Genomic DNA, 17,184 nt, shown 5'->3' on the forward strand with positions numbered 1-17,184 from the left:
ACGGGAGGAAAGACAGAATGATGATCCGCAGAAGGACCGCTCTCACCGCCCTCGCGCTGCCGGCGCTGGCCGGCCGCGCGCAGGCGCAGGCCTTCCCCGACCAGCCGGTGCGCCTGGTGGTGCCCTTCGCCGCCGGCGGCCCGGCCGACCTGATCGCGCGCACCATCGGGCGCGTCATGGGCGAACGCCTCGGCAAGCCCGTGATCGTCGAGGCGCGCGCCGGCGCGGCCGGGCTGATCGGTGTCGACCATGTGGCGAAGTCGCGCCCGGATGGGCAGACGCTGGTGCTCGCCAGCAGCGGGGCGATGGTGATCCTGCCGCATCTGCAGCCGAACATGCCCTATGACCCGCGGCGGGATCTCTCGCCGATCACGCAGGTGCTGGGCGTGCCGCAGATCGTCGCCACCGCGCCGGGCCTCGGGCCGCGCAACCTGGCGGAGCTGGTCGCCATGGCCAAGGCACGGCCCGGTCAGCTGACCTATGGCTCGGCGGGCATCGGCTCGTCGCTGCACCTGGCGGGCGAGCTGTTCAAGCTGCGCGCGGGCATCGACCTCACGCATGTGCCCTTCCGCGGCGCTGCGCCGGCGGTGACAGAATTGCTGGCCGGGCGCATCAACGTGCTGGCTGCCGACGTGCCGGCGCTGCTCGCGCATGTGCGCGCGGGCACGGTGCCGGCGCTGGCGGTCACCTCGCCACAACGGCTCGACCTGCTGCCGGATGTCCCGACCGCGGTCGAGGCCGGCGTGCCTGGCTTCATCAGCGAGACTTGGTACGGCGTGCTCGGCCCCGCCGGCATCCCGGCCGATCGCGTCGCGATCCTGTACGCCGCCACCAAAGCGGCGCTGGAGGATGCCGATACGCGCCGCGTGCTGCGCGACCAGGGCGGGCGCATCGTCGGCAGTTCGCCGGAGGAATTCGCCACCTTCATCCGCAGCGCCTACGACAGCTGGGGCGAAGTCGTGCGCGCCACCGGCATGCGGCTGGAATAGCGCCATGCATCGCCGGGCCTTCTTCGCCGCCGCGCTCGCCGCCGGCCCTGCCGCCGCGCAGGCCTGGCAGCCGGCGCGACCACTGCGCATCATCGTCCCCCTCGCGCCCGGCGGCACGGCGGATACGCTGGCGCGCATCATCGCAGAACCGATGGGCGCGATCCTCGGCCAGCCGGTCATCGTCGAGAACCGCCCCGGCGGCACCGGCACCGTCGCCGCCATCATGGTGGCGCGCGGCCCGGCGGATGGGCTGACGTTGCTGTATTGCCCGCCGCCGATCCAGATCCTGAATCCGCTGATGATGCGGAATATCCCCTATGACGCGATGGCGGACTTCGCGCCCGTCGTCGCGCTGATGCGCGCGCCGAAGCTGCTCGTTGTGCGGCCGGATTTCCCCGCGCGCGACCTGGCGGGCCTGATCGCGTTGGCGAAGGCGCGGCCGGGCGCGATCACCTATGCGAGTTCGGGCATCGGGTCGTCGGCGCACCTGGCGGGCGCGTTGTTCGCGCAATTGGCGGGCATCGAGTTGCTGCACGTGCCCTATCGCGGCACCGCGCCGGGCGTGCAGGACCTGATGGCGGGGCGCGTGGACATGGTGATGGATACCGCGGCCGCGCTGCTGCCGTTGGTGCGCGAGGGCCGCCTGCGCGCACTCGCCGTCAGCACGCGCGACCCCGCGGCGGCGGCACCCGAACTGCCGCCCATCGCGGCGACGGTGCCGGGCTTCCATGACGCGTCGTTCAACTACCTGGTGGTGGCGTCGCGCACGCCGCCCGAGGCGATCGCCGCACTGAACGCCGCCGTGGACCGCGTGCTGGCGGACCCCGCCATCCGGGCACGCTTCGAATCGCTCGGCGCCGAGCCGCTCGGCGGCACGCCGGCCGCGCTGGGGGCCATGGTTCAGGAGGAGATCGCCCGCTGGCGCGGCGTGATCGAAGCCCAGAGGATCACCATCGAATGAGACTGCATCGCCGCACGCTTCTCGCGGCCACCGCTGCGTTGCCGCTGCCCGCGCTGGCGCAGCCGGCCTATCCCAGCCGCCCGCTGCGCATGGTCGTGCCCTTCGCGGCCGGCGGGTCGGCCGATGCCTCCGCGCGCATGCTGGCCGAACCGCTGGGCGTGGCGCTCGGCCAGCCGGTGGTGGTGGACAACCGGCCCGGCGGCGGGGCGACCATCGGTGCGCAGGCGGTGGCGCGCGCCGCACCCGATGGGCTGACGCTGCTCTACGGCACGCCGGGGCCGCAGATCATCAATCCCTGGCTGATGCGCTCCGTGCCCTACGACCCGGTGCGGGATTTCGCGCCGGTGTCGGGCTACAAGCGCGCGCCGAACCTGTTCGCGGTGCATCCGTCGATCCCGGCGCGCGATGTCGCGGACCTCATCGCGCTGGCGAAGGCGCAGCCGGGGCGGCTGTCCTTCGCGTCCTCGGGCATCGGCTCGTCATCGCATCTCGCGGGTGAATTGCTGAAGTTCATGGCGCAGGTCGACATCACGCATGTGCCCTATCGCGGCACCGGGCCGGCGCTGACGGACCTGCTGGGCGGCACGGTCAGCATGGCGCTCGACACGCTGTCCATCCTGCTGCCGCCGGCGCGGGTGGGGAATCTGCGCGCGCTGGGCGTGACCACGCCGCAGCGTTCGGCGCTGGCGCCGGACCTGCCGGCGCTCGCCGAGACACTGCCGGGCTTCGACGCCGCGCCGTTCAACTACATCGCGACCACCGCGGGCACGCCGGCGCCGGCCATTGCGCGGCTGAACGCGGCGATCACCGGCATCCTGAACGACCCCGCGTATCGCGCGCGGATGGAGGCGCTCGGCGAGGAAGCGACACCTTCCACGCCCGAGGAACTCGCCGCCACCATCGCCGCCGAGAGCGCGCGCTGGAAGCAAGTGATCGAAGCCGCCGGGATCCGTGCCGAATGACCGAGACCATCCTGCTGCTCTCCACCATCCCGGCCGACCTGCGCGCCGCGCTGGCGGCCCGCTACACCCTGGTCGAGGACAAGCCGGCCGAGGCCACGCATCCCGGCATCCGCGTCGCCGTCACGATGGCGCTGGCCGGCGCGGGGGAAGCGCAGTTCGCGCGGCTGCCGGACCTCGGCCTGCTGTCCTCGCAGGGCGCGGGGCTCGAGCGCATCGACCTGCCCGCCGCCGCACGCCGTGGCATCGCCGTGGCCTATACGCCCGACGTGATGACCGAGGACGTGGCCGATGCCGCGATCGGCCTGATGTACGCCGCCGCGCGGCGCGTCGCGGAAGCCGACCGCTTCGTGCGCGCCGGGCGCTGGAATTCCGAACGCATGGGGCTGGGCATCAGCCTCCATCGCAAGGCAGCGGGCATCGTCGGCCTGGGGCGGATCGGCCAGGCCATCGCGCGGCGTTGCGCCGGGCTCGGCATGGATGTCGCCTGGACCGGGCCGCGGGCGAGGCCGGACCAGCCCTGGCCTTACATTGCCGATCTGCGCGCGCTGGCGGAACGCTCCGACGTGCTGATCCTGGCCACACCCGGCGGCGCGGGCACCGACCGCATGGTCGATGCCGGCGTGCTCGCCGCGCTCGGCCCGCGCGGCGTGCTGGTGAACATCGCGCGCGGATCGGTGGTGGATGAAGCCGCGTTGCTCGATGCGCTGGAATCGCGGGGCATTGCCGGCGCGGGGCTCGACGTCTTCGCGCGCGAACCCGGCCTGGACGCGCGCTTCCTCGCGCTCGACAATGTGGTGCTGGCGCCACATTCCGCCTCGCTGACCATCGAGACGCGCGCCGCGCTGGTGGCGCGCATCATCGACGACATCGAGGCTTTCCGCGCCGGGCGCCCCTTCGTCAATGCCGCCGCCTAGAGCATCACCCGCTCGGACCGGGTCGTTTCGGCGGATAGGGATGCTCGCCAACACAAGGGGCCGGCGACGTTGAAGGGAGCCAGGGCGAGCGGAGACGGCTCCGGCGTCGCCGTCGATTTCAGCCGCAGCGCGGTGGCGCGCTACATCCAGCTCGCCACGCTGTTCAGGCGGCGGATCGACCAGGGCGCCTGGCGGCCCGGCGCGCGGATTCCCACCGTCGATGAATTGGCCGCCGAATGCGGCGTGGCGCGTGCCACCATCCGCCAGGCGCTCGACCAACTCGAAGCCGACGGGCTGATCGAACGCTTCCGCGCCCGCGGCACCTTCGTGCGCGCCACGCCCGCGGCGAACCGCCTGTGGTGCGAGGTCGAGACCGACTGGTCCGGCCTGCTGCGATCGCGCGAGGGTGCGGAGATCGAGATCCTCGGCGAGGCGCCCGGCATCGAGGCGGCCGACCTGCCGCCGGTCGATCTCGGCCGTGCCGCAGCGCGCTACACGCATATCCGCCGCCGCCACTGGCGCGACGGCGCGCCCTTCCTGCTGGCCGACGTGTACCTGGATGAACGCCTGCGCCCCAAGGTGTCGGACGACGACCTCCGCAGCCGCACCGCGCTGAAGCTGGTCGCCGGCATCCCCGGCGTGCGGGTGGCCGATGCGCGCCAGGTGCTGACCATCGGCAGCGCGGATGTCGAGACCGCTGCCGCGCTGCAAATTCCGCTGAACGCCCCCATCGCGCATGTGCGCCGCGCGGCGGTGGATGCGCGCGGCGTGCTGCTGCTGGTTGCCGACGGGATCTACCGCGGCGACCTGGTGCGCATCGACATCAAGCTGCGCTGAACAGCGTCCTCGCGAAGCCGATCAGTGCGGCAGCGGTGGCCTCAGGCTGTTCGGGTAGCAGGGCGTGGCCAGCGCGTTCGATCACCACCCGCGTCACATGCGGGCCAAGCGCCTCGCGCAATTCGCCCTCGGAGGGTGGCGCGGCGATGGCGTCCTCGGCTGCCGCAATATAGAGCAGCGGGCGGTTCTCGGCGGCACGCAGCCAGGCGCGGTCGGTGGTCGCGCTGCGCGCCGCGCGCTGCGCCAGCGCGACATCCTTGTGCCAGCCCTCCAGCCAGACCGAGGCGTCATTGCCTGGCGCGAAATAGCCGCGGCGCAGGTGTTCCAGCCGCTCGGCCGCCGGCAGGTCGGTGTCGAAGCTGCCGGCGATGGCGGCGCTGATCTCGGGCACCACCGTAGTGCCCGTGACAGCCGCCAGCATGGCGCAGCCGGCCACCAGGTCCGGCCGAGTGTGGGTGACGATGCGCGCCACCCAGTTGCCCGCCGCGTGGCCGGCGACGATGGCCGGGCCGGTGCGCTCCGCCTCCATCGCTGCGATCACGTCGGCGGCCATGTCGTGCAGGGTCGATCCCGCGCGCAGCGGGTCCGACCGGCCGATGCCGCGCGGTTCCGGGCGGACCAGGCGCAGCCCGCCAGCGACCAGCAGCGGCGCGATTCCATCAAAGTCCTCCTGCCCGCGGCCCAGCGAGGGCAGCAGCACCAGCGGATGCCCCGCCCCCATGGTGAAGATCTCGAGCAGGCCGGAGGGCAGGTCCAGCAGGCGGACCTCCCAGGCCGGAGCGTGTGCGGTGGTCATGAACGGTCCTCCCCCGGTGGGAGGATAGCGCGCGATCCGCCGGGCGGCACACGGCGTCGCGCTGAAGATGCGCACGCCCGCCCCGCCGCCCCGCCCCCGGCCGCCCCCCGGCGGTCCGATGGCAACGGGGCGGGGTGGCCCGCGTCAGTTCCCCGGCCCGACCAGCGTCACCTCGATCCGCCGGTTCTGGGCGCGACCTTCAGGCGTGCTGTTCGATGCGATCGGATTGGCCTCGCCCCGCCCATCGGCGGACACGATCGACCGCGGCACGCCGCCGCGGATCAGCACATCGGCCACCGTATCGGCACGGCGCGAGGACAGGTCGAGGTTGGTGGTGATGCCTTCGCGGCGCATGTCGGCGCCGACCGGCGTGGTGTCGGTATAGCCCTCGACGATGACGCGCGTGTTCCGCAGGCCCTGGAGCGTCGGCACCATCTTCAGCAGGTGTTCGCGCGCGCGTTCGTTGATGCGGTAACCGCCGGAGGGGAACAGGATCCGGTCGTTCATCGTCACGCGCAGGCGGCCCTGCAGCATCTGGATGGTCGCCTCGTCCGCATTGTAGCGCGCCTGGAGCTGCTGCTGCGCGCGCTCCAGCTCCTCGTAGCGTTCGGCGGAGACGCAGGCGCCCAGCGACAGGGTGAGCGTCAACGGGGCAACCAGCTTCAGGAAGGTGCGGCGCATGGTGGTTCCTTGGGGGCGTGCGGCTGTCCGGTCCGGACCGCGAAGATGAGGCGGCAAGGATAGGTCCCACGGCGCCTGGCGCAACGCAAAAGCGATATCCATTTCCGGCAAACTCGGGCCAGGGCGCCCCTCGCCGGACGGGCGGCAAACCGGTATGCCTCGCCCCATGCGCTACATCTCCACCCGCGGGCAGGCCGCCCCGCGCGATTTCGAAGCCGTATTGCTGGCGGGCCTCGCCGAGGATGGCGGGCTGTTCGTGCCGGAGACCTGGCCGGTGCTCAGCGCCGCCGAATGGCGGGCGATGCGCGGCCTACCCTATCCGGCGCTCGCAGCGCGCATCCTGGCGCTGTTCGGCGCCGGCGAGATGCCGCTGCGGGCGATGTGCGACGAAGCGTATGGCGGCTTCGGCCATCCGGCGGTGGTGCCGCTGGTGCAACTGGATCACCGCTGCTTCGCGCTGGAACTGTTCCACGGCCCGACGCTGGCCTTCAAGGACATGGCGCTGCAACTGCTCGGCCGCATGTTCGACCACGTGCTGGACAAGCGCGGCGAACGCGTGACCATCGTCGGCGCGACCAGCGGCGACACCGGCTCCGCCGCCATCGAGGCCTGCCGCGACCGCAGCGCGATCGACATCGTCATCCTGCATCCCGAGGGCCGCACCAGCGAGGTGCAGCGCCGGCAGATGACCTCGGTGCTGGCGCCAAACGTGCGCAACATCGCCGTGAAGGGCGATTTCGACGCCTGCCAGGACCTGGTGAAGGCGATGTTCAACGACGCGCCCTTCCGCACCGAGATGCGGCTCTCGGCGGTCAATTCCATCAACTGGGCGCGCATCGCGGCCCAGGTGCCCTACTACGCCGCGGCGGCCCTGGCGCTCGGCGCGCCGGACCGCGAGGTGGCGGTCAGCGTGCCCACCGGCAATTTTGGAAATGTGCTGGCGGCCTGGGTGGCGCGGCGGATGGGTCTGCCGATCAGCCACTTCATCATCGGGTCCAACCGCAACGACATCCTGGCACGCTTCCTGGCGTCCAACGACATGTCCGCCCAGCCGGTCGAACCCTCGCTGAGCCCGTCGATGGACATCCAGGTGTCGTCGAATTTCGAGCGCCTGCTGTTCGAATTGCTGGGCCGCGACGGCGCCGCCACGGCGGACACCATGACCCGCTTCCGCGCCGAGGGCCGAATGCCGGTGCCCGACGCCGCCTGGCGCGAGGCGACCGCCTTGTTCCGCGGCTTCACACTGGACGATGCCGGCACGCTGTCGGAAATCCGGCATCTGTGGACCACCGGGCAGTACCTCGCCGACCCGCATACCGCCGTCGGCACCGCTGCCGCCCGCGCCCTGGCGCCGGAGGATGCCGCCATCCCGGTGATCGTCGCCGCCACCGCGCATCCGGCGAAGTTCCCCGATGCGGTGGAACGGGCCACCGGCATCCGCCCGCCGCTGCCCGCCCGCCTGGCCGACCTGTACCAGCGCGAGGAACGCTTCGACGTGCTGCCGGGCGACCTCGGCACCATCGAGGCTGCGGTGCGCGCCCATGCCAGGCGCAATGCCGCCTGACGATCCCGGCGCGGACACGCCGTCATGAATGACACGCCGAGGCGCCTCGCCTTATCGTAGGCGCCATGGGCGGTGCGATGCAGCAGGCGGATACTGCCGACGGTAATGCCCCGAGCGGGGAAGCACGGCAGGACGCGTCCAGCGTCGCCGCGGAGGCCTCCGCGGCTGAACGGCTGAACGTCCTGGAACTCGCGCTCGACCTCGCTGCCGCGATCGAGGCGGCGCGGCTTCGGCTTCCGGGCTGGTTGGCGCTCGGCAGTGGCGTGGTCCTCCTCTACATGATCGCGCGCCCGGCCGCGGACCCGCCGGATGCCGCGGACCTCATCGTTGTCCTCTTCGTGGCGCTCGCCACTGCGGTGCTCGTTGGGCTCGAATACGGCAACATCCGCCAGTCCCGCGCGGCGCTGCGCTCCCTGCCGCGGCCCCGTGACGGCGGGCCAACGAGCTAGCCCGTGGCTGCCCCCCCAAAGACCGCCATCGGGTCGCCTGCGCACACGCCGGGCTTCCTCGTCGCTGAGGCGGCGAACGCGATCACCACCGTACCGCCCGCGGCGCGCGAGGAGGCGGCGCTCGACGCTGCCGTCCGGCACAACCGAACGATCTTCCGGCTGAGGTTGGGCAAGGCCTCCCCGCTGCGCACGTATCTCTACAGCCTGACGGCGCTTTTTGGCGTATTCGCGCTGACGCTGACGGATATCCGCGCGACCGTCCGCGGCCTCGGGTCGCTATCCGGCGATTTCGTGATGCAGGGCCTTGATTCCCATCAGATCGTGGTGATGGCCGGCGTGACGGTCGCGCTCGGCGGCCTGGGCCTCGTCGCGACACTCGCGGCCATGCGCAGAACCCGGCAGGAGAATGCCGACGTCCTGCGCGCGGCGGGCGATACGGCTTTGCCCCCGCCCGAACGGAACCTGCGCATCGAGAGCTGGATCGAGGCGGCGAGGGCTGAAGCGGCGGACGAGGTGCGCAACGGCCCCGAACGCACTACATAGGCGCTTCCCCCGACCTTGCCCGAGGACCTGCCGCCCTTGTCCCAGACCGATGCCGTCCGCGTCACCCGCCTGCCCAACGGCCTGACCGTCGTCTCCGAGACCATGCCGCGCGTCGAGACCGTGTCGGTCGGCGCCTATATCGGCGTTGGGACGCGGCACGAGGCGCCGGAGGTGAACGGCGTCTCGCATTTCCTGGAACACATGGCCTTCAAGGGCACCGCGCGGCGCGACGCCGCCGCCATCGCGCGGGAGGTCGAGAATGTCGGCGGCCACCTGAACGCCTATACCGCGCGCGAGCAGACCGCCTTCTACGCCAAGGTCCTGAAGGAGGACACCGCGCTGGCGGTGGACGTGATCGGCGACATCCTGACGCATTCCACCTTCATCCCCGAGGAACTGGAACGCGAGCGCGGCGTGATCCTGCAGGAGATCGGCCAGGCCAACGACACGCCCGACGACATCGTCTTCGATCATTTCCAGGAAACCGCCTACCCGTCGCAGGCCATGGGCCGCCCCGTGCTCGGCACCGAGGCCACCATCAAGGCCATGAGCCGCGATGCGCTGATGGGCTACATGCGCAGCCACTACGGGCCGAACGCGATGGTGGTGGCCGCCGCCGGTGCGCTGGAGCACGACACGCTGCTCGACCTGGTGCGCACGCATTTCGCCGACCTGCCCGCCACGGCCGCCGCCATGCCGGAGGCCGCGCGCTATGGCGGCGGGGAGTTCCGCGAGACCCGCGAACTCGACCAGGTGCACATCGTGCTGGGCTTCCCTTCGGTGAAGCATGGCGACCCGATGCACTACCCGACGCAGCTGCTCTCCACGCTGCTGGGGGGCGGCATGTCGTCGCGCCTGTTCCAGGAAATCCGCGAGAAGCGCGGCCTGGTCTATTCGATCTATTCCTTCGCCTCGCCCTTCCGCGATGGCGGGCTGTTCCAGATCTACGCCGGCACCGGGGAGAAGGAAGCCGGCGAGCTGATGCCCGTGACGCTCGAGGCGCTGCGCGCCGTGCAGCGCGACGTGACCGAGGACGAGCTGGCCCGCGCCAAGGCGCAGCTGCGCGCCTCGCTGCTGATGTCGCTCGAATCCACCGGCAGCCGCTGCGAGCAGCTGGCCCGCCAGCTCCAGGTCTTTGGCCGCGTCATCCCGGTCGAGGAGACGAAGGCCAAGATCGCCGCCGTCACGGTGGAGCAGGTGCAGCAGGCGGCCGCGCAGATGTTTCGCGCCCGTCCCACCCTGGCGGCCATGGGCCCGGCCGAGCATGTGCCGGGCGTGGACGCCATCATGGAAAAGCTGGCCGCCTGACCTCCGCCGTCAGTCCCCAAGTCCCAGAAAAAGGAGGGGGCTCGGGGGAGTTCCCTCCCCCGACCTTCCTTCTCGCTTTGCGAGGATCCCCCCGATGGACCGCCTCACTGTACTCTCCGACCTCATCGCCGCCGCACGCCGCGCCGGCGCCGACGCCGCCGATGCGTTGCTGGTTGCCTCCGCCTCGCTGTCTGTGAAGCGGCGCATGCGGCAGATCGAGCAGCTCGAGCGGTCCGAGGGCATCGACATCGGCCTGCGCGTCTTCGTGGGCCAGCGCCAGGCCATCGTTGCCTCGACCGACCCGGACCCGCGGGGCTTCGCCGCCCTTGCCGAACGCGCGGTGGCCATGGCGCGCGTGGTGCCCGAAGACCCCTACGCGGGCCTTCCGGACCTTTTGGCGACGCCGCCGCGTGACCTCGACATGTACGACACGGCCGAGCCCTCGGCCGAGGCTTTGCTGGAACGCGCCGCGCTCGCCGAGGAAGCCGCGCTGGCCGTGCCCGGCGTGACCAACAGCGAGGGCGCGGACGCCGGCTGGGGCCGCACCGAGATCGCGCTGGCCGCCTCGAACGGCTTCGCCGGCGCCTATGTGCGCACCTCGCATTCGATCTCGGCCACCGCGCTGGCGGGCAGCGGCACGCGGATGGAACGCGACTACGACTGGTCCTCCACCGTGCACCTGGCGGACCTGGATGACCCGGTCGCGATCGGCCGGCGCGCGGCGGAACAGGCGGTGCGCCGGCTGAACCCGACCCGGCCGAAGACCGCGCGCATCCCGGTGGTATTCGATGCGCGCGTCGCCGGCAGCCTGCTTGGGCATCTGTCCGGCGCCATCAACGGCGCAGCGGTGGCGCGCGGCACGTCGTTCCTGAAGGACCGGATGAACGAGCGCGTGCTCGCCGCCGGCCTGACCGTGCGCGACGACCCGCTGCGTCCGCGCGGCCTGCGTTCGCGCCCCTTCGACGGGGAGGGGATGCCCGGCCATGGCCGCGCCATCGTCGATGACGGCGTGCTGACCACCTGGCTGCTCGACTGGCGCAGCGCGCGGCAGCTCGGCCTGGTGTCCACCGGCCATGCCAGCCGCGGCACCGGCGGCCCGCCTGGCCCGTCGGCGACGAACCTCTGGCTGGAACCCGGCACGCTCACGCCGGCTGCGCTCATGGCCGACATCACGGAGGGTCTGTTCGTGACCGACCTGATCGGCATGGGCGTGAACGGCGTGACGGGGGACTACAGCCGCGGCGCCGCCGGCTTCATGATCCGCAAGGGCGAACTGGCCGAAGCGGTCAGCGAGGTCACCATCGCCGGGAATCTGCGCGACATCTTCCTGAACATGACGCCGGCCAACGACCTGACCTTCCGCCGCGGCACCGACAGCCCGACCGTGCGCATCGAGGGCCTGACGCTGGCCGGGGCCTGACACGGCTGGCGGCACCCCCGGGCGAGGCGAGCCGGACGGCTACGCGCCAGACCGCCGCCGTCACCGGGCGGTGGCGTCCCGACCCCGCGACGCTCGTCGCGACCGGAGGCATGGCAGGTGCCGGGCGCTGAAACGAAAAACGGCCCGGGGCGGAACCCCGGGCCGTGTCCTCGTACCGCCTGTGCGCGGTCGTATCAGTGCACGTCGGCCCAGATGCGCCGCTTCACCGCATAAACCAGCCCGCCCAGGATCGTCAGGAACAGGATGATCTTGATGCCCATCGCGCGACGTTCCTCGAGCTCGGGCTCAGCGGCCCATTGCAGGAAGGTGGTGACGTCGCGCGCCATGTTCTCGACCGTGCCGGGGGTGCCGTCGGCGAATTCCACCTGGTCGGGGTTAAGCGGCGCGGCCATCGCGATCTGATGACCGGGGAAGTAGCGATTGTAGTTCATGCCGTCGCCAAGCGTCATGCCCGGGGGCGGGTCGGCGTAGCCGGTCAGCAGCGCATAGAGGTAGTCGGCGCCGCCATTGCGCGCCTTCGCGATCACCGACAGGTCGGGCGGATAGGCGCCGTTGTTGGCGGCCCGCGCGGCCTGCGGATTCGGGAAGGGGCTGCGGAAGCGGTCGGACGGGCGGCCCGGCCGATCGAACATCTGGCCTTCGTCGTTCGGGCCATCGCGCACTTCCACCTGCGAGGCGATCGCCGCGACCTGCTCCTCCGAGAGGCCAAGGGCACGCAGGTTGCGGTACGACAGCAGCCGCATCGCATGGCAGTTGGCGCAGACTTCCTTGTAGACCTGGAAGCCGCGCTGCGCGCTGGCGCGGTCATAGGTGCCGAAGATCCCGTCGAAGGAGAAGGGATGGTTCGGGATGGCGATCGCCTCACCCGCCGCACGGGCGGGGGTGGCGGTGGCCAGGGCGCCGATCAGGGCGACGGCGCCGAGGGCAGTCCGGAACATCGTGGTCCTCATGGCTCTCAAGCCTTGTCCATCGGCTTCGCCACGGCGCCGGCGGGCATCGGCCCGCCGCCGCCCAGCACCGCGCGGGCGATGCTCTCGGGGAGCGGGAGCGGACGCTCCAGCCGGCCCAGCAGCGGCAGGATCACCAGGAAGTAGCCGAAGTAGTAGGCGGTCGCGATGCGGCTGACCGTCACGTAGGGTTCCTCGGCCGGCATCCCGCCGCAGTACATCAGGACGAAGAAACACACCGTCCACAGCAGGAAGGCGATGCGCGCGATCGGGCGGAAGCGCATGGAGCGCACCGGCGAGCTGTCGAGCCAGGGCAGCACGAACAGCACCAGGATCGACCCGAACATCAGCAGCACGCCGCCGAGCTTGTCCGGCACCGCGCGCAGGATCGCGTAGAAGGGCAGGAAGTACCATTCCGGCACGATGTGCGCGGGCGTCACCAGCGGGTCGGCCGGGATGTAGTTGTCCGGGTGACCCAGGAAGTTCGGCGCGAAGAACACCAGCGAGGCGAACACGATCAGGTAGATCACCAGGCCGAAGCTGTCCTTCGCCGTGTAGTACGGGTGGAAGGGCAGGGTGTCCTGCGGGCCCTTCGGCTCGACGCCGAGCGGGTTGTTCGACCCCGTGATGTGCAGCGCCACTACGTGCAGGAACACCACGCCCACGATCACGAAGGGCAGCAGGTAGTGCAGCGAGAAGAAGCGGTTGAGCGTGGGGTTGTCCACGCTGAAGCCGCCCCACAGCAGCGTCACGATCCAGTCACCCACCAGCGGGAAGGCGCTGAACAGGTTGGTGATGACGGTCGCACCCCAGAAGGACATCTGGCCCCAGGGCAGCACGTACCCCATGAACGCCGTTGCCATCATCAGCAGGAAGATGACCACGCCCAGCATCCAGAGCAGCTCGCGCGGCGCCTTGTAGGAGCCGTAGTACATGCCGCGCCAGATGTGGATGAACACCACGATGAAGAACATCGAGGCGCCGTTCATGTGCACATAGCGGATCAGCCAGCCGAAGTTCACGTCGCGCATGATGCGTTCGACCGAATCGAAGGCGTAGCTGGTGTGCGGCGTGTAGTGCATCGCGAGGAAGATGCCGGTCGCGATCATGATCATCAGGTTGACCATGGCGAGCGCGCCGAAATTCCAGAAGTAGTTGAAATTCCGGGGAGTCGGGAAGGTCCCGTACTCCTTCTGCATCATTGTGAAGATGGGCATGCGCTGGTCGACCCAGCGGATGACGGGGTTCTTGAAGTCGCTGTCGTGCAGCCCGGTGGCCATGTTCGCGGTCCTCAGCCGATCTTGATCTTGGTGTCGGACGTGAAGGCATATTGGGGAATTGCAAGGTTCCGCGGTGCGGGTCCCTTACGGATTCGGCCGGATGTATCGTAGTGGCTGCCATGGCAGGGGCAGAACCACCCGCCGTAATCCCCGCGCGGATCGGTTGGCTTCTGGCCGAGCGGCACGCAGCCCAGATGCGTGCAGACGCCGACCACCACCAGCCACTTGTCCTTCTCGACGCGCGACTGGTCGGTCGCCGGGTCGGGCAGTTGGGACATCGGCACGGCCCGGGCTTCCTGCACCTCGGCCGGCGTGCGGCTGCGCACGAAGACCGGCTTGCCGCGCCACATCACCGTCACCGCCGAACCCTCGGCGATCGGCGCCAGGTCCACCTCGGTGCTGGCGAGCGCGAGCACGTCGCGCGCCGGCTGCAGGGAAGCGATGAACGGCCAGGCGATTGCGCCCACGCCGACGCCCACGAAGGCGGTCGTCACCAGGGTGAGAAAATCGCGCCGCGGCGTCCCGTCGGACGCGGTGGCGCCAGCACCTTCCGCCATTCCACACCATCCTTTTCCGCCGACCCACCCCGGGATGACAGGGCGCGGCCGGCCGCATCACACTTGCATGGGGGCCGCCTGAGGCACCCGCCTCGCGTCTGGGGCGCGCGCGAACCCGCACGCTGCCCCTCCTGCGCGGCGGCCCTTATAAGGGGGCGTCGCGCGGGGTGTCCATGCACCGCCCATGCAGATTCTAGGAGCGTTACATGAACGATGAGACAACCCTCGCGCCGCGGGCCACCGCCCCAGCCGATCATCCGATGGTCGGGCCGGCGCGCGGCTGGTTCGAGACGCTCCGCGACCGCATCTGCGCCACCTTCGAAACGATCGAGGACGAACTCGCCGCCGGCCCGCACCGGGACCTGCCGCCCGGCCGCTTCGAGCGCACAGCCTGGGACCGCCCCGAAGGCGGCGGCGGCGTCATGTCGGTCATGCGCGGGCGGGTGTTCGAGAAGGTCGGCGTCAATGTCTCGACCGTGTTCGGGGAATTCAGCCCGGAGTTTCGCAAGCAGATCCCGGGTGCCGAGGGTGATCCGCGCTTCCTCGCGACCGGCATCTCGCTGGTGGCGCATCTGCGCAATCCGCGCGTGCCCGCGGTGCACATGAACACGCGATTCATCGTGACCACCAACGCCTGGTTCGGCGGCGGCGGGGACCTGACACCCATGTTCCCCGACAGCGCCGAGGCGGCCGAGGACGCGGCCGGGTTCCATGCCGCCTACAAGGCCGCCTGCGACAAGGCCGACCCGACCTACTACCCGCGCTTCAAGAAATGGTGTGACGAATATTTCTTCCTGCCGCACCGCAACGAACCGCGCGGCCTGGGGGGCATCTTCTACGACTGGCTCGGCGACCGCACGCCGGGCCGTGGCATCGACGCCGATTTCGAATTTACCCGGGATGTCGGCATGGCTTTCCTGGAAGCCTATCCGCCCATCGTGCGCCGCCGCATGCACGAAGCCTGGACCGCCGAGGAACGCCAGGCCCAGCTGGTCCGCCGTGGCCGATACGTGGAGTTCAACCTGATCCACGACCGCGGCACGCTGTTCGGCCTGCGCACCGGCGGCAACGTGGAAGCGATCCTGATGTCGCTGCCGCCGGAAGTCGCCTGGCCCTGATGCGCGCTACTCGCTCAGGTGATCCTGCAGCGAGCGCGCACCGGCCGGCGTCCAGCCATTCTCCGGCGTGAGCGAAGGATCGAGGCACAGGATCTCCTCGAACTCGTTCACGTTGGTGATCTCCGTGCCCATCGCGATGTTGGTCACGCGCTCGAGGATGAATTCCAGCACCACCGGCACCTGGTGTTCCTCCATCAGCGCCTCGGCGCGGGCGAAGGCCTCCTTGAACTCGTTGGGGGACTTCACGCGGATCGCCTTGCAGCCGAGCCCTTCGGCGACGGCCACGTGGTCCACGCCGTAGCCGGGCACGGCATCGGGGTCGTCGGCGCCGTTGATGTTCTCGAAGGCCAGCGAGACCTCGAAATCCATCTGGAAGCCGCGCTGCGACTGGCGGATCAGGCCGAGGTAGGAGTTGTTCACCACGATCTGCAGGAAGGGCAGCTTGTGCTGCGCGCCGACGGCCAGCTCCTCGATCAGGAACTGGAAGTCGTAGTCGCCCGACAGCGCGACGATCCTGCGGTCCGGATCCGCCGCGCGCACGCCCAGCGCGGCCGGCAGCGTCCAGCCGAGCGGCCCGGCCTGGCCGCAATTGATCCAGTTGCGCGGCTTGTACACCCGCAGGAACTGCGCGCCCGCGATCTGGCTGAGCCCGATGGTGGTGACGTAGCAGGCGTCGCGGCCGAACTGCTCGACCATCTCGGCATAGATGCGCTGCGGCTTCAGCGGCACCTGGTCGTAATGCGTCTGGCGCAGCATGTTCGCCTTGCGATGCGCGCATTCCGCCGCCCAGGCCGACCGGTCCGCGAGCTTCCCGTCGCGCTTCCATTCCGTCGCGACTTCCAAGAACAAGTCGAGCGCCGCGCCGGCGTCCGAGACGATGCCGAAATCGGGGCCGAAGACGCGCCCGATCTGCGTCGGTTCGATGTCCACATGCACGAACTTGCGCCCCTGCGTGTAGATGTCGATCGACCCCGTGTGGCGGTTGGCCCAGCGGTTACCGATGCCCAGCGCGAAGTCGGATCTCAGGAAGGTCGCGTTGCCGTAGCGGTGGCTGGTCTGTAGCCCGACCATGCCGGCCATCAGCGGATGATCGTCGGGAATGGCGCCCCAGCCCATCAGCGTCGGGATCACGGGAATGCCGGCGATCTCGGCGAAGGCGACCAGCTGGTCCGATGCATCGGCGTTGATCACGCCACCACCGGCGATGATCAGCGGGCGTTCCGCGGCGTTCAGCATCTCCAACGCGCGCTCGACCTGCTTGCGCGTTGCGCGCGGCTTGTAGGGAACCAGCGGTTCGTAGGTGTCGATGTCGAACTCGATCTCGCCCAGCTGCACATCGACCGGCATGTCGATCAGCACCGGGCCGGGGCGGCCGGAGCGCATGACGTGGAAGGCTTGTTGGAAGACCATCGGCACCAGGGCGGGCTCGCGCACCGTCACCGCCCACTTGGTCACGGGCTTGGCGATGGTCTCGATGTCGACCGCCTGGAAATCCTCCTTGTGCAGCTTGGCGCGCGGCGCCTGGCCGGTGATGCACAGGATCGGCAGGCTGTCCGCCTGCGCGGTGTACAGGCCGGTGATCATGTCGGTGCCCGCGGGGCCCGAGGTGCCGATGCACACGCCGATATTGCCCGCCTTGGCCCGCGTGTAGCCGTCTGCCATGTGGCTCGCACCCTCGACATGGCGCGCGAGGATGTGGCGGATCGACCCGCGCGCGCGCAGCGCCGAATAGAAGGGGTTGATCGCCGCGCCCGGCACGCCGAAGGCGCAATTCACGCCCTCGCGCTCGAGCACCAGCACCGCCGCATCGACAGCCCGCATCCGCGCCATGGTCGTG

17 protein-coding genes are annotated in these 17,184 nt (G+C 70.5%); 11 read left to right on the top strand and 6 right to left on the bottom strand.

Annotated elements, in window-relative coordinates; translation table 11 throughout:
- Positions 1-17: 17 nt before the first annotated feature.
- The 5 genes from MWM08_RS03145 to MWM08_RS03165 all read left to right on the top strand — a co-directional run bounded on the left by MWM08_RS03145 (position 18) and on the right by MWM08_RS03165 (position 4,663).
- Positions 18-989, top strand: a complete 972-nt coding sequence (locus tag MWM08_RS03145) for a Bug family tripartite tricarboxylate transporter substrate binding protein (RefSeq protein WP_244458021.1) — start codon at positions 18-20, stop codon at positions 987-989.
- Between the two features lie 4 nt (positions 990-993).
- Complete coding sequence (locus MWM08_RS03150) at positions 994-1,950, top strand: tripartite tricarboxylate transporter substrate-binding protein (RefSeq protein WP_244458022.1); 957 nt, start codon at positions 994-996, stop codon at positions 1,948-1,950.
- The gene (locus MWM08_RS03155) at positions 1,947-2,912 is read left to right on the top strand and encodes a Bug family tripartite tricarboxylate transporter substrate binding protein (protein ID WP_244458023.1); all 966 of its coding nucleotides are present in this window, start codon (positions 1,947-1,949) and stop codon (positions 2,910-2,912) included. Before MWM08_RS03150 ends, MWM08_RS03155 begins: the two co-directional genes overlap by 4 nt.
- Positions 2,909-3,826 (top strand): 2-hydroxyacid dehydrogenase, encoded by a 918-nt coding sequence (locus MWM08_RS03160; RefSeq protein ID WP_244458024.1) that lies wholly within the window; start codon positions 2,909-2,911, stop codon positions 3,824-3,826. Before MWM08_RS03155 ends, MWM08_RS03160 begins: the two co-directional genes overlap by 4 nt.
- Before the next feature lie 69 nt (positions 3,827-3,895).
- The gene (locus tag MWM08_RS03165; RefSeq protein ID WP_244458025.1) at positions 3,896-4,663 is read left to right on the top strand and encodes a GntR family transcriptional regulator; all 768 of its coding nucleotides are present in this window, start codon (positions 3,896-3,898) and stop codon (positions 4,661-4,663) included.
- On the opposite strand, the gene MWM08_RS03170 is transcribed toward MWM08_RS03165, so the two are convergent.
- Both MWM08_RS03170 and MWM08_RS03175 read right to left on the bottom strand, forming a co-directional pair.
- Positions 4,650-5,459, bottom strand: coding sequence for an alpha/beta fold hydrolase (locus MWM08_RS03170; protein WP_244458026.1), 810 nt, complete (start codon positions 5,457-5,459; stop codon positions 4,650-4,652). The genes MWM08_RS03165 and MWM08_RS03170 overlap by 14 nt on opposite strands.
- 144 nt (positions 5,460-5,603) lie before the next feature.
- Positions 5,604-6,140 carry an OmpA/MotB family protein gene (locus MWM08_RS03175; RefSeq protein ID WP_244458027.1) on the bottom strand — a complete coding sequence of 179 codons (537 nt, stop codon included), beginning with the start codon at positions 6,138-6,140 and terminating at the stop codon, positions 5,604-5,606.
- Positions 6,141-6,306: 166 nt separating this feature from the next.
- Here MWM08_RS03175 and thrC point away from each other — a divergent pair, with 166 nt between their 5' ends.
- From thrC to MWM08_RS03200, 5 genes are all read left to right on the top strand, one after another.
- Entirely contained in the window at positions 6,307-7,704 is a 1,398-nt protein-coding gene (gene thrC / locus MWM08_RS03180) for a threonine synthase (RefSeq protein ID WP_244458028.1), read from the top strand.
- Between the two features lie 65 nt (positions 7,705-7,769).
- On the top strand, positions 7,770-8,153 hold the full coding sequence (locus MWM08_RS03185; RefSeq protein WP_244458029.1) for a hypothetical protein: 384 nt from the start codon (positions 7,770-7,772) through the stop codon (positions 8,151-8,153).
- A 3-nt stretch (positions 8,154-8,156) separates the two neighbouring features.
- Positions 8,157-8,696: a hypothetical protein gene (locus MWM08_RS03190; protein ID WP_244458030.1), complete on the top strand. Its 540-nt coding sequence runs from the start codon at positions 8,157-8,159 to the stop codon at positions 8,694-8,696.
- Positions 8,697-8,732: 36 nt separating this feature from the next.
- Positions 8,733-10,004 (top strand): M16 family metallopeptidase, encoded by a 1,272-nt coding sequence (locus MWM08_RS03195; protein WP_255751384.1) that lies wholly within the window; start codon positions 8,733-8,735, stop codon positions 10,002-10,004.
- A gap of 94 nt (positions 10,005-10,098) precedes the next feature.
- Positions 10,099-11,424, top strand: coding sequence for a TldD/PmbA family protein (locus tag MWM08_RS03200; RefSeq protein ID WP_244458031.1), 1,326 nt, complete (start codon positions 10,099-10,101; stop codon positions 11,422-11,424).
- A 194-nt stretch (positions 11,425-11,618) separates the two neighbouring features.
- Here the strand turns inward: MWM08_RS03200 and MWM08_RS03205 are convergent, their stop codons facing one another.
- Genes MWM08_RS03205 through petA form a run of 3 tightly spaced genes read right to left on the bottom strand, consistent with a single transcriptional unit; the run spans position 11,619 to position 14,229 of the window.
- Entirely contained in the window at positions 11,619-12,383 is a 765-nt protein-coding gene (locus MWM08_RS03205) for a cytochrome c1 (RefSeq protein WP_244458032.1), read from the bottom strand.
- A gap of 17 nt (positions 12,384-12,400) precedes the next feature.
- Complete coding sequence (locus MWM08_RS03210; RefSeq protein ID WP_244458033.1) at positions 12,401-13,672, bottom strand: cytochrome b; 1,272 nt, start codon at positions 13,670-13,672, stop codon at positions 12,401-12,403.
- A gap of 11 nt (positions 13,673-13,683) precedes the next feature.
- Positions 13,684-14,229 (bottom strand): ubiquinol-cytochrome c reductase iron-sulfur subunit, encoded by a 546-nt coding sequence (petA, locus tag MWM08_RS03215; protein WP_244458034.1) that lies wholly within the window; start codon positions 14,227-14,229, stop codon positions 13,684-13,686.
- 260 nt (positions 14,230-14,489) lie between these two features.
- Between petA and hemF the strand changes: the two genes are divergently transcribed.
- The gene (gene hemF, locus MWM08_RS03220; RefSeq protein ID WP_244460051.1) at positions 14,490-15,347 is read left to right on the top strand and encodes an oxygen-dependent coproporphyrinogen oxidase; all 858 of its coding nucleotides are present in this window, start codon (positions 14,490-14,492) and stop codon (positions 15,345-15,347) included.
- 6 nt (positions 15,348-15,353) lie between these two features.
- On the opposite strand, the gene gcl is transcribed toward hemF, so the two are convergent.
- Positions 15,354-17,177: a glyoxylate carboligase gene (gene gcl / locus MWM08_RS03225; RefSeq protein ID WP_244458035.1), complete on the bottom strand. Its 1,824-nt coding sequence runs from the start codon at positions 17,175-17,177 to the stop codon at positions 15,354-15,356.
- Positions 17,178-17,184 lie beyond the last annotated feature (7 nt).

The organism is Roseomonas fluvialis, assembly GCF_022846615.1.
Classification (GTDB): Bacteria; Pseudomonadota; Alphaproteobacteria; order Acetobacterales; family Acetobacteraceae; genus Neoroseomonas; species Neoroseomonas fluvialis.

Coding starts and splice junctions, on each gene's coding strand:
- MWM08_RS03170 (WP_244458026.1), bottom strand. CDS start 5,459: ATGACCACCGCACACGCTCCGGCCTGGGAGGTCCGCCTGCTGGACCTG.
- MWM08_RS03205 (WP_244458032.1), bottom strand. CDS start 12,383: ATGTTCCGGACTGCCCTCGGCGCCGTCGCCCTGATCGGCGCCCTGGCC.
- thrC (WP_244458028.1), top strand. CDS start 6,307: ATGCGCTACATCTCCACCCGCGGGCAGGCCGCCCCGCGCGATTTCGAA.
- MWM08_RS03175 (WP_244458027.1), bottom strand. CDS start 6,140: ATGCGCCGCACCTTCCTGAAGCTGGTTGCCCCGTTGACGCTCACCCTG.
- MWM08_RS03155 (WP_244458023.1), top strand. CDS start 1,947: ATGAGACTGCATCGCCGCACGCTTCTCGCGGCCACCGCTGCGTTGCCG.
- gcl (WP_244458035.1), bottom strand. CDS start 17,177: ATGGCGCGGATGCGGGCTGTCGATGCGGCGGTGCTGGTGCTCGAGCGC.
- MWM08_RS03145 (WP_244458021.1), top strand. CDS start 18: ATGATGATCCGCAGAAGGACCGCTCTCACCGCCCTCGCGCTGCCGGCG.
- MWM08_RS03150 (WP_244458022.1), top strand. CDS start 994: ATGCATCGCCGGGCCTTCTTCGCCGCCGCGCTCGCCGCCGGCCCTGCC.
- petA (WP_244458034.1), bottom strand. CDS start 14,229: ATGGCGGAAGGTGCTGGCGCCACCGCGTCCGACGGGACGCCGCGGCGC.
- MWM08_RS03200 (WP_244458031.1), top strand. CDS start 10,099: ATGGACCGCCTCACTGTACTCTCCGACCTCATCGCCGCCGCACGCCGC.
- MWM08_RS03160 (WP_244458024.1), top strand. CDS start 2,909: ATGACCGAGACCATCCTGCTGCTCTCCACCATCCCGGCCGACCTGCGC.
- MWM08_RS03185 (WP_244458029.1), top strand. CDS start 7,770: ATGGGCGGTGCGATGCAGCAGGCGGATACTGCCGACGGTAATGCCCCG.
- MWM08_RS03210 (WP_244458033.1), bottom strand. CDS start 13,672: ATGGCCACCGGGCTGCACGACAGCGACTTCAAGAACCCCGTCATCCGC.
- hemF (WP_244460051.1), top strand. CDS start 14,490: ATGGTCGGGCCGGCGCGCGGCTGGTTCGAGACGCTCCGCGACCGCATC.